The sequence below is a fragment of the Streptomyces sp. NPDC043812 genome (genome assembly GCF_056436245.1).
Genome location: NZ_JBWKCY010000008.1, coordinates 54628 through 68862, shown reverse-complemented (window position 1 = coordinate 68862; position 14235 = coordinate 54628). Strand labels below are relative to the sequence as shown.

13 protein-coding genes are annotated in these 14235 nt (G+C 71.6%); 7 read left to right on the top strand and 6 right to left on the bottom strand.

What is annotated here, in order from left to right; translation table 11 throughout:
* Positions 1-10 precede the first annotated feature (10 nt).
* The 5 genes from AC067Z_RS14205 to AC067Z_RS14185 are packed head-to-tail and all read right to left on the bottom strand — an operon-like array spanning position 11 to position 4826.
* Positions 11-910: a Pvc16 family protein gene (locus AC067Z_RS14205; RefSeq protein WP_478789765.1), complete on the bottom strand. Its 900-nt coding sequence runs from the start codon at positions 908-910 to the stop codon at positions 11-13.
* Positions 911-914: 4 nt separating this feature from the next.
* Positions 915-1628 (bottom strand): hypothetical protein, encoded by a 714-nt coding sequence (locus AC067Z_RS14200; RefSeq protein WP_478789764.1) that lies wholly within the window; start codon positions 1626-1628, stop codon positions 915-917.
* Entirely contained in the window at positions 1621-2385 is a 765-nt protein-coding gene (locus tag AC067Z_RS14195; protein ID WP_478789763.1) for a T4 family baseplate hub assembly chaperone, read from the bottom strand. The genes AC067Z_RS14200 and AC067Z_RS14195 overlap by 8 nt, the downstream gene beginning before the upstream one ends.
* A 28-nt stretch (positions 2386-2413) precedes the next feature.
* Positions 2414-2938 carry a phage tail protein gene (locus AC067Z_RS14190; protein ID WP_478789762.1) on the bottom strand — a complete coding sequence of 175 codons (525 nt, stop codon included), beginning with the start codon at positions 2936-2938 and terminating at the stop codon, positions 2414-2416.
* 37 nt (positions 2939-2975) lie between these two features.
* Positions 2976-4826: a phage tail sheath family protein gene (locus tag AC067Z_RS14185; RefSeq protein ID WP_478789761.1), complete on the bottom strand. Its 1851-nt coding sequence runs from the start codon at positions 4824-4826 to the stop codon at positions 2976-2978.
* A 727-nt stretch (positions 4827-5553) separates the two neighbouring features.
* On the opposite strand from AC067Z_RS14185, the gene AC067Z_RS14180 reads away from it, so the two are divergent.
* The 7 genes from AC067Z_RS14180 to AC067Z_RS14150 are packed head-to-tail and all read left to right on the top strand — an operon-like array spanning position 5554 to position 13265.
* Positions 5554-6102, top strand: coding sequence for a (2Fe-2S)-binding protein (locus tag AC067Z_RS14180; RefSeq protein ID WP_478789760.1), 549 nt, complete (start codon positions 5554-5556; stop codon positions 6100-6102).
* Positions 6099-8483 carry a xanthine dehydrogenase family protein molybdopterin-binding subunit gene (locus AC067Z_RS14175; protein ID WP_478789759.1) on the top strand — a complete coding sequence of 795 codons (2385 nt, stop codon included), beginning with the start codon at positions 6099-6101 and terminating at the stop codon, positions 8481-8483. The genes AC067Z_RS14180 and AC067Z_RS14175 overlap by 4 nt, the downstream gene beginning before the upstream one ends.
* Positions 8480-9337: an FAD binding domain-containing protein gene (locus AC067Z_RS14170; protein WP_478789758.1), complete on the top strand. Its 858-nt coding sequence runs from the start codon at positions 8480-8482 to the stop codon at positions 9335-9337. Before AC067Z_RS14175 ends, AC067Z_RS14170 begins: the two co-directional genes overlap by 4 nt.
* A 38-nt stretch (positions 9338-9375) precedes the next feature.
* A complete protein-coding gene (locus AC067Z_RS14165; RefSeq protein ID WP_478789757.1) occupies positions 9376-10254 on the top strand; it encodes an AAA family ATPase in 879 nt (292 codons plus the stop codon).
* 5 nt (positions 10255-10259) lie between these two features.
* Positions 10260-11423, top strand: coding sequence for a vWA domain-containing protein (locus AC067Z_RS14160; RefSeq protein WP_478789756.1), 1164 nt, complete (start codon positions 10260-10262; stop codon positions 11421-11423).
* Positions 11416-12528, top strand: a complete 1113-nt coding sequence (locus AC067Z_RS14155) for an XdhC family protein (protein WP_478789755.1) — start codon at positions 11416-11418, stop codon at positions 12526-12528. The genes AC067Z_RS14160 and AC067Z_RS14155 overlap by 8 nt, the downstream gene beginning before the upstream one ends.
* Positions 12529-12551: 23 nt before the next feature.
* Positions 12552-13265, top strand: a complete 714-nt coding sequence (locus AC067Z_RS14150; protein ID WP_478789754.1) for an SRPBCC family protein — start codon at positions 12552-12554, stop codon at positions 13263-13265.
* Positions 13266-13351: 86 nt separating this feature from the next.
* On the opposite strand, the gene AC067Z_RS14145 is transcribed toward AC067Z_RS14150, so the two are convergent.
* Positions 13352-14134 carry a glucosamine-6-phosphate deaminase gene (locus AC067Z_RS14145; protein WP_478789753.1) on the bottom strand — a complete coding sequence of 261 codons (783 nt, stop codon included), beginning with the start codon at positions 14132-14134 and terminating at the stop codon, positions 13352-13354.
* Positions 14135-14235 lie beyond the last annotated feature (101 nt).

Below are 14235 nucleotides of genomic sequence, written 5' to 3'. Positions count from 1 at the left end.
CCCCACGTGCTCAGTTGTTCCCGTCCGTCTTCTGCGGCTCGCCCTGCTTCGGGCCGTCCTCGCCACTCGGCTTGCGGGCCCGGCCGCGTGCCGGTGAAGCCGCCCGCTTGGCAGGGGGCTTCGCCGCTTCGTCGTCGCCGCGCGGGAGTTCCTTGCGTGTGCGCGCGGCCGGGACGGTTCGCTTGGCCGCCGACTTGGTGCCGGTCGCGGACGCGTTCTCCCGCTCGGCCGGCACGGGGGTGTCCACCGGTTCCGGCCCGCCCGCGGGGTCGCCCGCTCCGGGCGGCACCGGGGCCCCCGGTGCGCCGAACGGCAGCACCCGTACCGTCCGTTCCTTCACCGGTTTCGCCGGAACCGGCCGCTCGCGGCCTTCCACCAGCACCAGTGACGCCTGGTACGCCACCGACAGGGCGTAGGGCGTCTGGTGCAGCATGCCCCACAGCTTCGACGTCTCGTCGATGTCCATCACCGTCGGCGTGAAGCGCACCTTCTGTGGCGACTCGGCGAGATCGGAGCCCGCGAGATACGGCTTCTCCGCCGCCAGCTCGATCACGTCCTTCGGCAGCACGGGGATTTCGTGCAGCGTGCGGATCACACAGCCGATGAGCCGCTGTCCGACGAGCTCGGCCTCGTCGCCGTACGCGGTGATCAGGTAGTGCAGGTCCAGCGCGGCGGCCGGGCGCTTGCGCAGGGTGCCGTCCGGGCCGCGGGTGGGCAGGTCGACATGGCGCATCGCGGCGTTGGGCGTCACCTGGTAGAGGAACACCGTGATGGTCGGTTCGGTGGGCGGCTCGTTCGGCGGCTTGCGTGTCTCGACATTGACCGCGATGTCCATCTCGGGGCTCAGATTGCTCGCGATGAGCAGGCTCAGCGCCTGGGTGACCGTCGCGACGGCGAGTGCGTTGCTCATGTCGTCAGTCCCTCTTCTCGCCGCGTGAGGCGCGTGACAGGTAGTCGTCCAACGTCAGTGCGGGCGCGGCCCTGCCGGAGCGGGGACCGGGCCGGCGGTCCTGGCCGGGCGGCGGCGCGGCGCTGACCTCCAGCCGCCCGATCTGCACATGCACGACCCGCTCGGCCGGTTTCGGTGCGCGGCGGCCCACCGAACCCCGGGACGTGCTGCGTACGGCGGCGGTGTCGGATCCGCGCGGCACGGGCGCGGTGGCGGCGGCGACGTGCGGGGTGGCAGACGGCTGCCGGTCGGTGGACGCCGTGGCGCGCTGCGGGGTGTCCCCGGCGTCGGCGGTCCCGCTCCGGCGTCCCGCGCGCTGTGCCTGCTCCGGCACGGGCCGTACGAGGGGAGCTAGCGGAGCCGCCGGCCGAAGCAGCGCCGCCGGCTCCGTACGGTCCGGCTGCGCGGCGTCCTCCGGCCGGACCTGTTCCGTGCGCACCACCGTGTGACGGTCGGTGCGCACCTCGCGCTCGTGGCGCACCGTCGCGGCGGGCGCGGGCGGTGCCGCCGGTGCCGATGGGATCAGTGCCGCCGGCTCGTCCGGCTCCGGCGGGCCGTACCGCAGCGCCTCGACCCGCTCGAACGGGCCGGGCAGCCGCGGCCGCACCCGGGCCGGCGCGCGGTCCGCCGCACCCAGCGGCGTGTACCGGGCGAGCAGCCGGTCGAAGTGGTCAGGCATCTGCGCACAGCTCCAGGTAGTAGCGACGCCGCAGCGGGCTGAGCGCCAGGATCTCCGGCTCGCTCCACCCGTAGGCGGTGGCGAGCAGATGGACGTCGAGCATCAGGTCCCGCGCCCAGGTGTCGAGTTCGGTCCACAGATAGGAGGTGATGTCCAGTTCGGCCGTGGTGGCTTCACCGCATTCGGGGCAGGCGATGGTGAGGGTGACGTCCGCCGTGGGGTCGGCCTCGGCCGCCGCCTCGGAGATGCGGCGCTCCAACCGTTCGGGCAGCAGCTGCAACAGGTCGTCGGCATCGACCGGTTCGCCGTGCCGCAGCGCCCGCACGGTGCAGGCCGCCACCAGCCGTCGGCGTGCCTCTGCCGGGTCGGCGGACGAGGCGGCCACCGCGAGGTCGGCGACGGTGGGCAGCCTGAATTCGACCACCCACTCGTCATCCGCCACCCTCAGCGGCTCCTCCGGAACTGCCGCCCCGGCCCCCAGCACACTGGTGTCGAGGTCGAACTCCATCGCCTCGCCGCACGCGCCGCACTCGACGCGCACCTGCATGCGCTCGCCGAACAGCGCCCGGCGCAGCGCGAGCAGATCCGCCTCCCGCCGCCCGACCGGTACCGACAGCAGTTCGTCGGTACCGGCCCCGGGCCTGGCGGCCCGGTGCAGCAGCAGTGAGCGGTCCGCCGCGTGCTGCGCCAGGCCGGTCTCCCAGACGGCCAGCAGCTCGGCCGGTCCCGCGGCCGACGCCCCCCTGGGGCCGTTCATCCGTCGTCCCTCCGTGCGTGGACGGCGGTCAGGCCGGGTGCGTGAACGACGGTTCGACCGGCTCCGGCACCTCGTAGTCCCGCTCCCAGCCCTCGCATTCGAGCTTGACGCTCTGGATGGCGACGGCGTTCGCGTTCGCGTCGAGTTCGCCGAGGACCTGGTACTCACTCACCCAGGCCCGGTAGAGCTTGTGCGAAACGGCGACCTGCCCGGCCTCGTTGAGGACCTGGATGATGATGTCCTTGCGGAAGTCACGCAGCGACACCTCCGCGCCGAGCCCCGCACCGACCTGCCAGACCTTGTTGGCCCAGCGGTCGAACTCGCGGTCGTGGGTGACACCGCGTTCCAGGGTGACTCCCTCGAACTCGGAGCGGCCCGGGGACTTCCGCGGCGAACTGGGGTCGCCGCCGTGCCGGTGCTTGACCACCTCGGTGGTGCGCTTGAGCGGACTGATCTTGCTGATGCCCGCGACCGTTCGACCGTCCCACAGGACCAGGAACTTGAAATTCTTGTAGGGGTCAAAACGATGGGCGTTTACCTGGAACTCAGCCATCGGTTTCCTTCGTGTTCCTTTTCCTCGGGCCTGGAGACTATGAGAGGTCGAACTGTCCGGCCATCTGCTGAATCTTGACGATGACGAACTCCGCGGGCTTGACCGGTGCGATTCCGATCACGACATTCACCACACCGCGGTCGATGTCGGCATCCGTGGTGGTGTCCTTGTCGCATTTCACGAAGTACGCCTCGCGGGGCGTGCCGCCCTTGAACGCGCCCTGACGGAACAGATCGTTGAGATAGGCCGACGCCTTCAGCCGGATCTGCTGCCACAGCTGTTCGTCGTTCGGCTCGAAGACGACCCACTGCAGACCGCGGTAAAGGCTCTCCTCGACGTGGAGCGCGAGACGGCGCACCGGCACGTACTTCCACTCGCTCTCCAGGGCGTCCGCGCCCTGGAGCGTCCGGGCGCCCCACACCAGCGGGCCCACGACGGGGAAGGTGCGCAGGCAGTTGACGCCCAGCGGGTTCAGCAGACCGTTGTCGCGGTCGGTCAGGCGGACGGTGAGCGAACGGACGCCGGCCAGCCGTGCCTCGGTGCCCGCGGGCGCCTTCCACACACCGCGCTCGCCGTCCGTGCGGGCGATGACACCCGCGACGGCACCCGACGGCGGGAAGGCCCGCAGCCGGCCGGTGAGCGGGTCCGTGAGCTGCAGATGCGGGAAGTACAGGCCCGCGTGGTCGCTGCGCACGGAGTCGAACGAACCGATCCCCGCCCGCGCCGAGTCCACGCTGCCCCAGGTGGAGGGCGAGTCGACCAGCAGGAAGATCCGCCGCTCGCGGCACAGCTGCTCCGCCGCGGAGATCACGGTGACCATGTCCTCGGTGGACTCGTACGCCGCGAGCTCGGGCAGTGCCAGCAGGTTGACGTCGTCGACGTCGCGCAGCGCCTGCACGCCCGTCTTGTCCGCCGCGCTGCCGATGAGGTCGCGCGGTCCGGGCGCGTCGCCGTCCTTGCCGCCCTCCAGGGCGAAGACCGGCGGGTTCACCGAGGCTTCCAGGCCCAGATCGTTGGCGCACTCGCCGACGAAGCGCACGACGTCGTCGGGGTCCACGGAACCTGCGACGACCTGGAGACGGCGGCCGAAGGGGGTGACCTCGGCCCCGGCGTAGGCGTGCTTGCCGGGGGCGTCGGGCAGGGCGCGCAGTTTGCGCTCCAGCAGCAGGGCCAGTTCGGTGACATCCACGGGCGGTTGGCCGTCGCGGTCGGGCTCGTAGAGCGTGAACTCCCGCTCCACGTCACCGATCTTGACCTTCAGTTCGACGTTCAGGTTCGGCAGGTCGGCGGCGAACGGCTTGGACACCGTGCCCGACGGATCGGGCCGGTCCTCGTCGAGCGCCTTCACCCGGACCAGCGACGAGCCCGCGTTCACGACCGTCTCGACGAAGCGGCCGTGGCCCGAGTGCATCGACAGGCCGGTGAACGTCTCGCGTGCGTCACCGCGCGCGTCCAGGACGTGCAGGTTGAACGTCTTGTCCGGGGTGGGGGTGTCGTGGTCGACGGCCACCCGCAGGCCCGAACCCCAGACCCCGGGCTCCTTCGCGTGCACCTCGAGCACGGGGCACTCACTGCGCCCCTCCGTGGAGTCGAGCGTGACGCATGCCTCCTGGCCGGTGCCGGCCTTGGCCACACGTACGACGACGGCCACAGCGCCGCCGTTGCCGAAGAACTGGTGCACCGCGTAGCCGACAGCGCTCCGGGCGGTGAGGCCGCCGAAGCGGCGCTCGAACTCCGCGAAACTGGTGATGCGCACCGGTTGGTTGAGCGGACCCCGGCGGGTGTGGCCCACGAATGCGGTCACGGACGTGGTGACCGAGGCGATGGTACGGACGCTGCTGGGAAGTTCTTCGATGTATACGCCGGGATAGCCCATGTGCGTCGGCATTCCCCCTCCATTCCCTTCGCGCACCAAGAGATGAGGAGAGGAGGTGAAGGAAATGCCCGCACGCGTCGGACGCGCAAGAGAGCTCTCCACTTTTTCCCCCGCCACACACCCCGTGCGATATCGGTCTCGCAGGGCCACTTGCATGCGCATGCGCTTGTGGCTCCTGATGCATGAGTGCCTCTGCGAGTCTCGTTCGTCTCTCAAGTGGTGGTCAAGGGACCCTTTCGGTCATCCGCCGAAAAGCGTGCGCGAAAGAAGCAGTCGGTTAATCGTCATGGTCAGCGCCGTCCCGGTGATCGGATATGAAGAGGTATTCACGATCGCTTCACATGTTCCGGGCGGCGAGGGGTGGAATCCGGCCGTTCGAAAATGCGCCCGGCGCGCCGCCTTGTGTCCCCATTACTGCGAAATGCGAGAGATATCCGCGGCGGTCGACGGCGCGGTGCCCCCGCAAGCCCCGCCCGCACACGCCCGACGCCGCCGCGCGAGCCCCGGACCAGGTGTGTCCGCATCACACCCAACCGAACCGGGGGAGCCGGTGCATGCCTGCCGGGGTCGCGTGTCCGGGGCGTCGCACTCCGGTGTCCGGAATCCGACGCGAAGCCCTCCGTCGCGTCCGCCCGTCGGGCCCGTCCTCCCAGGCTCGCGCCTCCCGATCGGGCCGCCTAAAGTTGCCTGTATCGGAGCAGAACGGCAGAATCCGCCTGCCCCTGCCTCGGGAGGTCACATGACCCGCATCTCGGTGACGGTGGACGGCACGCTCTACGAGGACGAGGTGGAGCCCAGACTCCTCCTCGTGCACTACCTCCGTGACCGCCTGGGCCTCACCGGCACCCCCATAGGCTGCGACACCACCAACTGCGGGGCCTGCACGGTCGACCTCGACGGCGCTACCGCCAAGAGCTGCACCGTCCTCGCGGTCCAGGCGGACGGGAGCGAGGTGACCACCATCCAGGGCCTCGCCCGCGACGGCGAATGGCATCCGCTCCAGACCGCGTTCCACCAGCAGCACGCCCTTCAGTGCGGCTACTGCACCCCCGGCATGATCATGGCCGCACGGGACCTGATCAAGGACAACCCCGACCCCACCCCGGAAGAGATCCGTGAAGGGCTCGAGGGCAACCTCTGCCGGTGCACCGGCTACCAGAACATCGTCCGCGCCGTGCTCGCCGCCGCAGCCGAGGAACGCCGCCGCGCGGCCCCCGCGCCCGCCGCCGACACCGCCCCGGCCACCTCGCAGGCCCCGGCCGGCGCCGGACGGGAGGCGCCGGTATGAACCAGCAGCCCAAGGCACCGGAGGTCGGCCGCTCACGCGTCCGCAAGGAGGACGCGCGCCTGGTCACCGGCCGCACCACCTGGACCGACAACATCACCACCACCGGACAACTGCACATGGCGCTGCTCCGCAGTCCCATGGCGCACGCCACGATCGACCGCATCGACGTCTCCCGCGCACAGGAGATGCCCGGGGTGGTCGCCGTGTTCACCGGCCGCGAGCTCGCGGACGAGCTGAACCCCATGCCCTGCGTATGGCCGGCGACCGAGGACATCGTGATGCCCGACCACCCGGCGGTCGCCGCGAGCGAGGTCCGCTACGCCGGAGACCCGGTCGCCGTCGTCGTCGCACGCGACCGCTACCGGGCGGCCGACGCACTCGAAGGCATCGACGTCGACTACACCCCCTTGCCACCCGTGCTCGACCTGGAGGCGGCACTCGCCCCGGGCGCGCCGCTCGTCCACTCCGACAAGGGCACCAACCGCTGCTACCTCTGGCCGCTGACCGGCGGCGACTACGAGGCCGAGAAAGCCCGCGCCGACATCGTGGTCACCCGCCGCTACACCCAGCAGCGCCTCATCCCCAACGCGATGGAACCGCGCGCCGTCGTCGCCGTCCCGCCCACCGCCTCGCACGAGTACACGCTGTACTCCTCCACCCAGGTCCCGCACGTGGCGCGCGTCGTTCTCGCCATGGCCACCGGCATCCCCGAACACCGGCTGAGAGTGATCGCCCCCGACGTCGGAGGCGGCTTCGGTTCCAAGCTCCAGGTGTACGCCGAGGAGGCACTCGCCCTCGGTCTCGCCCGGAAGCTCGGCCGGCCGGTCAAATGGACCGAGTCCCGTTCCGAGGGCTACCAGGCCACCCACCACGGCCGCGGCCAGATCCAGGACGTCGAGATCGCCGCCACCGCCGACGGCACCCTGCTCGGCATGCGGGTCGACCTGCTCGCCGACATGGGCGCCTATCTGATGCTGCTCTCACCCGGCATCCCGATCCTCGGCGCGTTCATGTACCCCGGCATCTACAAGATGAAGGCGTACACGTTCAACTGCACCGGCGTCTTCACCACCAGGACGCCCACCGACGCCTACCGGGGCGCGGGCCGCCCCGAGGCCACGTTCGCCATCGAACGGACCATGGACGAACTCGCCGCCGAGCTCGGCACGGACCCCATGGAGCTGCGCCGTCGCAACTGGATCGGCCACGAGGAGTTCCCCTACACCAACATCGCCGGACGGACCTACGACAGCGGCAACTACGAGGCCGCCACCGACCGGGCCATGGCGCTGTTCGACTACGACGCCCTGCGCGCCGAGCAGAGCGCCCGCCACGCCAGGGGCGACCCGGTCAGGCTGGGCATCGGCATCTCCACCTACACCGAGATGTGCGGCCTCGCACCCAGCCGGATCCTGCGGGACCTGCGGTACGCGGCGGGCGGCTGGGAGGCCGCGAGCATCCGCATGCTGCCCGACGGCAAGGTCGAGGTGGTCACCGGGACCAGCCCGCACGGCCAGGGCCACGCCACCTGCTGGAGCCAGATCGCCGCCGACGTGCTCGGTGTCCCGTTCGAGGACATCGAGGTCGTGCACGGCGACACCAAGGTCGCTCCGCAGGGCATGGACACCTACGGCTCGCGCTCCCTCGTGGTCGGCGGCGTCGCCGTCCACCACGCGGCGCTGAAGGTCGTGGAGAAGGCCCGCAAGGTCGCCGCGCATCTGCTGGAGGCCAACGAGTCGGATCTCGACTTCGCCGAGGGGAAGTTCACCGTCAGAGGGTCTCCCGAGGCGACGAAGACCATCCAGGAGGTCGCCTGGGAGACCTTCTCGTTCCACGACCTACCCGCAGGGCTCGAACCGACCATCAACGCCGAACACGTCATCGACCCCGGTCACTTCTCCTACCCGCACGGGACCCATCTGTGCGCCATCGAGGTCGACACCGAGACCGGTCGCGCCCGCATCCGCAGCTACGTCTGTGTCGACGACGTCGGCAAGGCCGTCAACCCGATGATCGTGCAGGGCCAGATCCACGGCGGCCTCGCCCAGGGCATCGCCCAGGCGCTCTACGAGGAGGCCGTCTACGACGCCGACGGCAATCTGCTCACCGGCACCATGGCGGACTATCTCGTACCCTCCGCGACCGATCTCCCCGACTTCGTCACCGACCGCACCGAGACGCCCGCCACGTCCAACGCGCTCGGCGTCAAGGGCGTCGGCGAGGCAGGCACCATCGCCTCGACCCCAGCCGTCGTCAACGCGATCGTCGACGCGCTGCGCCCCCTCGGCGTCACCGACGTCGCCATGCCGTGCACGCCGCAGAGGATCTGGACGGCGCTCCAGGAGGCAGCCGCGGCGGCCGAGAAGGAGGTGGCGGCATGATTCCCGCCGCGTTCGACTACGCACGGCCCGACTCCGTCGAAGAGGCGGTTCGCGCACTCGCGGACGGTGGCGACGACGCGAAGGTGCTGGCCGGCGGCCAGAGCCTGATTCCCGTACTGCGGCTGCGGCTCGCCTTCCCCGAACTCCTCGTCGACGTCGGCCGGATAGACGGGCTGCGCGGTGTCAGGGAGGACGCCGACGCGCTCGTCATCGGTGCCATGACCACCCACCACGACATCCTGCGCGACCCGCTGGTGCGCCGCCACGCCGGACTCCTCGCCTCGGCCACGGCGACCGTCGCCGACCCCGCCGTACGCCACCGGGGCACCCTCGGTGGCTCGCTGTCCCACGCCGACCCGGCCGGTGACCTGCCCGCCGTACTCCTCGCCCTGGAGGGGGAGCTGACCGTCGTCGGACCGGGAGGCAGACGCACGATCGCGGCCCGCGACTTCTTCACCGACTACCTGGAGACCGCGCTGCACCCCGACGAGCTGCTGGTCGAGATCAGGGTGCCGAAGTGCGACGACTGGGGCTTCCACTACGAGAAGTTCAGCCGTGCCGCCCAGGCGTGGGCCGTCGTCGGCGTCGCCGCCATGGTGCGGCGCGACGACGGCCGCCTCGCCGCATCGCGCATCGCCCTGACGAACATGGGAGCCACACCGCTGCGGGCGAGCGCCACCGAGGAGGCCCTCGCCGGGGCCGAGGCGACCGCGGACACCGTGGCGCGGGCGGCGGACGCGGCGGCCGAGGGAACACATCCGGCGTCCGACCTCTCCGGTTCGCGGGCCTACCGCGAACATCTCGCCCGGGTCCTGACCCGGCGCGCCGTCATGGCGGCCGCCGGCATGGAGTAGCCGCCATCGGACAGCGGGGAGACGGGACGGGTGACAGGGTGAGCGAAGGGCCGAACGACCTGCGGGCCCGCTTGGAGAAGACCGGCTATCTCGTCGACGACGGTCTCGCCACCGCCTGCTTCCTGGCGCTGAAGCTGCGCCGCCCGATCTTCTGCGAAGGCGACGCGGGCACCGGCAAGACGGCCCTCGCCGCGGCCCTCGCCGACGTCACCGGCGCCGCACTGATCCGCCTCCAGTGCTACGAGGGCATCGACGCCTCCCAGGCCCTGTACGACTGGGACTTCCCACGACAGCTGCTGCATCTGAAGGCCGCCGAGGCGGCCGGGACCAGTGACCCCGACAAGCTCGAGGACGAGCTGTACAGCAGGCGCTTCCTCATCGCCCGCCCGCTGCTGCGCGCACTGGAGACCCGGCCGGCGGTGCTGCTGGTCGACGAGATCGACCGGGCGGACGACGAGTTCGAGGCGTTCCTGCTGGAACTGCTGTCCGAGTACACCGTCACCGTGCCCGAACTCGGCACCCTGCGTGCCGACGAACCGCCCGTCGTCGTTCTGACGTCCAACCGCACCCGCGACGTCCACGACGCCCTGAAGAGGCGCTGCCTCTACCACTGGTTCGACCACCCCGGCTTCGCACGCGAACTCGCCATCGTCCGCAGCAGGCAGCCACAGGTGACCGAACGGCTCGCCGCCCAGGTCACCGCAGTCGTTCAACTGCTGCGCACCCAGGACCTGGTCAAACCTCCCGGCGTGGCGGAGACCATCGACTGGGCGGAGGCCCTGCACGCCCTCGGGGCCACCGCACTCGACGCGGAACTCGCCGTCGCCACCCTCGGATCCGTTCTGAAGTACCACGAGGACTCCGAACGGGCCCGCTCCCTCGACCTGTCGGCGGCGCTCGCGACGAGGGGGGCGTGACCACCATGGCACCAACGCATGCCCCGGACCCGGTGAGCGATCCCGTCGCCGTTGCCGTCGGATTCGTGCGGGCCCTGCGTGCCGCGGGGGTCGGCGCCGACCAGAACCGGCTGGGGACCTTCGTCCGTGCTCTCGACGCCCTCGGCCCCGGCCGCCGCTCCGACGTGTACTGGGCCGGGCGGCTCACGCTCTGCGCGGAACGCGACGACCTGGAGCGTTACGACCGCGTCTTCGCCGCCTACTTCGCGCCGCGCCCTCCGCCGCCCGGCCCGGGCGGGACCCGGCTCCCGCCCGGACTCGTCCTGCGCCCGGCCGCCGTGCCCGCCTCGTCACCCGGCCGGCCGGACGACACGCACCACCCCGACGAGGCGTCACGCACGGCGCTCGCCGCGGCGAGCACCACCGAGAGACTGCGCCACCGGGACTTCGCCGGGCTCGACGCCGCGCAGCGCGAGCAACTGCGCAGGCTGCTCACGGCCTTCGCCCTCACCGGCGAACCCCGCCGCACCCCACGAAGGCGCCCGGCCCGGCGCGGCGCCGTCGACCCGCGGCGCACCGTGCGCGAACTCCTGCGCCACGGCGGCGAGCCGGCGAGCGTGCCGTCGCACGCCCGCGCCGCCAAACCCCGGCGGGTCGTCCTGCTGCTGGACATCAGCGGCTCCATGGACCCGTACACGGACGCCCTGCTGCGCTTCGTGCACGCCGCCACGCGCGGGGCGGGGAGCCGTGCCACCACCGAGGTGTTCACCCTCGGCACCCGGCTGACCCGGGTGACCCGGGAGATGGCGCACCGCGACCCGGACGAAGCGCTGGCCGCCGTGTCATCGGCCGTCCACGATGCGGGTGGCGGCACCCGGCTCGGCGAGACCCTGCGGGGGTTCCTCGACCGCTGGGGGCAGCGCGGCACCGCCCGCGGAGCCGTCGTCGTGGTGCTCTCCGACGGATGGGAACGCGACGACCCGGCACTGCTCGCCGCCCAGATGAGGCGGCTGCACCGGCTGGCGCACCGTGTCGTGTGGGCCAACCCCCGTAAGGCACGCCCCGGTTACGAGCCGCTCGCCGCGGGGATCGTGGCGGCCCTGCCCAGCGTGGACGACTTCGTCGAGGGACACAGCCTGGCCGCGCTGGAGCGGCTGGCGGCAGTGGTGAGGGGTGCGGCCCGTGCGTGACATCCTTCCGGCACTGCGCGAGTGGTACGACTCCGGTGCCACGTTCGGCCTTGCCACCGTCGTGGCGGTCAGCCGCAGCGCACCCCGCGGCCCCGGCGCGGCCATGGCCGTCGGCCCCGGTGACCAGGTCGTCGGCAGCGTGTCCGGCGGCTGTGTGGAGGGGGCGGTCTTCGAGCTCGCCAAGGACGTCATGGCGAGCGGCGAGGCAGTGCTGCAGACGTTCGGCTACAGCGACGAGGACGCCTTCGCCGTCGGGCTCACCTGCGGCGGGGAGATCACCGTGCTCGTACGCCCCGTGTCCGCGGCTGTCGACCCGTCCTTCGGGCACATCGCGCAAGCCGTGGCCGCACACCGCCCCATCGCCCTCGCACTCGTCGTCGAAGGTCCGGCCGCCCCCGGCGCCGCGCTCGCCGTTCGGCAGGACGTCGTCGTCGGAACGCTGGGCACGGAGGGCCTGGACGCGGCGGTCACCGACGACGCGCGCGGTGAACTGGCACAAGGGGCGACCGGGCGGCGCCACTACGGGCCGCACGGCGAACGCCGCGAGGACGAGGTGACGGTCTTTCTGCAGTCGTTCGCCCCGCCGCCACGGCTGCTCGTCTTCGGGGCGATCGACTTCGCGGCTGCCGTCGCCCGGATCGGCGCGTTCCTCGGCTACCGGGTGACCGTGTGCGACGCCCGGCCCGTCTTCGCCGACCCCCGGCGCTTTCCGGAGGGGGTGGAGGTGGTGGTCGACTGGCCGCACCGCTATCTGCGGGACACGGATGTCGATGAGCGGACCGTGGTGTGCGTCCTGACCCACGACCCGAAGTTCGACGTCCCGCTGCTGGAGGTCGCGCTGCGTACCCCTGCCGCGTACATCGGAGCCATGGGCAGTCGCCGCACGCACGACGACCGTCTTGCCAGGCTGCGGGAAAAGGGCCTGGACGAGGCGGAGTTGGCGCGCCTGCGGTCGCCCATCGGTCTCGACCTCGGCGCCCGCACACCCGAGGAGGTGGCCGTCTCGATCGCGGCGGAGATCGTCGCACTGCGCTGGGGCGGCAGCGGGGCACCGCTCGGCGACACGGCGGGGATGATCCATCCACCGGGACTCAGGCCGGTCTGACGCGCCGGCCGGAAGGAGGAGCCATGGAGCTGGAACACACGTTCACCGTGCCCGTCCCGGTCGACGAGGCGTGGCGGCTGCTGCTGGACATCGAGCGCATCGCCCCGTGCATGCCGGGTGCGACGGTCGAGGCGTACGACGGGGAGACGGTGACCGGCACCGTGAAGGTGAAGCTCGGGCCGATCACCGTCACCTATCGCGGGACCGTGATCTTCGAGGAGAGGGACGAGACCGCGCATCGGCTCGTTCTCGCCGCACGGGGCAAGGAGGTACGCGGCCAGGGCACGGCGAACGCCACCGTGACCGCCGGACTGGTGCAGGAGGGGGAGGATACGACGGTGACTGTCACGACCGATCTGAAGATCACCGGTCGTCCGGCGCAGTTCGGCCGCGGAGTGATGGCAGAGGTGGGCGACAAGCTGATCGGCCGGTTCTCCTCCTGCGTGGCCCAGAAGCTGTCGGGGACGTCGGCCGCACAGGACACCGCCACGACGTCCGCCGGGTCCGAGTCCGCCGTGGGGCAGGGTGGAGCCGCTGCTGCGGTGGGCGCCCACCGCAGGGGCGCCGTCCATGCCACCGGCGCGGACGTGGGGCCCGGCCCCGACATGGAGGAGGCCGAGCCCATCGATCTCATGTACCTGGCCGGCCTCCCCGTCGTCAAACGCGTGGCCGCCGCGCTCGTCGTGGCCACGGCCGTGCTGACCGTGATCCTTTTCCGTTGCCGCAGGCGGCGCTGATCGGAGGTCCTGCTGCCCCTGACACCGGGCAGTCGGCAGGCGTGTGCGCCGCGTCCCGGCCGCGGCACGGCGGGCCGGAAGATGCCTCAGATCCCCTGCCAGTCCGGCTTGGCCGCGTACGTGGCGCGGAAGTAGTCGCCGAGCTTCAGGCTGGCGGCGGCCGCCTCGTCCACCACGACCGTGGCGTGCGGGTGCAGTTGCAGCGCGGAGGCGGGTACCAGTGCGGACAGCGGTCCCTCGACGGCGAGCGCCACGGCGTCCGCCTTCGCCTCGCCGGTGGCGAGCAGCACCAGGTGGCGGGCCTCGAGGATGGTGCCGATGCCCTGGGTGATGACGTGGTGGGGCACCTCGTCGAGACCGTCGAAGAAGCGGGCGTTGTCGCGGCGGGTCTGCTCGGTGAGGGTCTTGATCCGGGTCCGGGAGGCGAGGGACGAGCAAGGCTCGTTGAAGCCGATGTGCCCGTCCGTGCCGATGCCGAGCAGCTGGAGGTCCACTCCGCCCGCCTCGGCCAGTGCGCGGTCGTAGGCCAGACAAGCCGCGGCGACGTCGTCGGCCGCGCCGTCCGGGCCCATGAAGGCGGCCTCGCTCAGACCGAGGGGTTCGACGACCTCGCGCAGCACGACCGAGCGGTAGGACTCGGGGTGGCCGGCGGGCAGGCCCACGTACTCGTCGAGCTGGCAGATCCGTGCCCGGGAGGCGTCCACCTCCTTCGCCGAGACCTTGGCCGCGAGGGCTTCGTAGATCGGCAACGGGGTCGATCCCGTGGCGACGCCGAGCAGGGCGTCGGGCTTGCGTCGCAGCAGTTCGGCCATGGCTTCGGCGATGAGCTCGCCGCCCGCGGCGGAGTCCGGAACGATGACAACTTCCACGAAGATCCCTGTCTCTGAAAGCGCTCAGTGGTGTAGACCAATCTACCCGGTGGGGGCCGGTTCTGTCTGCTCGGGCGCGTGTCGCCGTGCGGTGTCGCCGG

Excerpts from the sequence above, each read along its gene's own strand:
- AC067Z_RS14205 (WP_478789765.1), bottom strand. The coding sequence starts at position 910 with ATGAGCAACGCACTCGCCGTCGCGACGGTCACCCAGGCGCTGAGCCTG.
- AC067Z_RS14190 (WP_478789762.1), bottom strand. The coding sequence starts at position 2,938 with ATGGCTGAGTTCCAGGTAAACGCCCATCGTTTTGACCCCTACAAGAAT.
- AC067Z_RS14185 (WP_478789761.1), bottom strand. The coding sequence starts at position 4,826 with ATGCCGACGCACATGGGCTATCCCGGCGTATACATCGAAGAACTTCCC.
- AC067Z_RS14195 (WP_478789763.1), bottom strand. The coding sequence starts at position 2,385 with ATGAACGGCCCCAGGGGGGCGTCGGCCGCGGGACCGGCCGAGCTGCTG.
- AC067Z_RS14160 (WP_478789756.1), top strand. The coding sequence starts at position 10,260 with ATGGCACCAACGCATGCCCCGGACCCGGTGAGCGATCCCGTCGCCGTT.
- AC067Z_RS14200 (WP_478789764.1), bottom strand. The coding sequence starts at position 1,628 with ATGCCTGACCACTTCGACCGGCTGCTCGCCCGGTACACGCCGCTGGGT.
- AC067Z_RS14175 (WP_478789759.1), top strand. The coding sequence starts at position 6,099 with ATGAACCAGCAGCCCAAGGCACCGGAGGTCGGCCGCTCACGCGTCCGC.
- AC067Z_RS14180 (WP_478789760.1), top strand. The coding sequence starts at position 5,554 with ATGACCCGCATCTCGGTGACGGTGGACGGCACGCTCTACGAGGACGAG.
- AC067Z_RS14170 (WP_478789758.1), top strand. The coding sequence starts at position 8,480 with ATGATTCCCGCCGCGTTCGACTACGCACGGCCCGACTCCGTCGAAGAG.
- AC067Z_RS14150 (WP_478789754.1), top strand. The coding sequence starts at position 12,552 with ATGGAGCTGGAACACACGTTCACCGTGCCCGTCCCGGTCGACGAGGCG.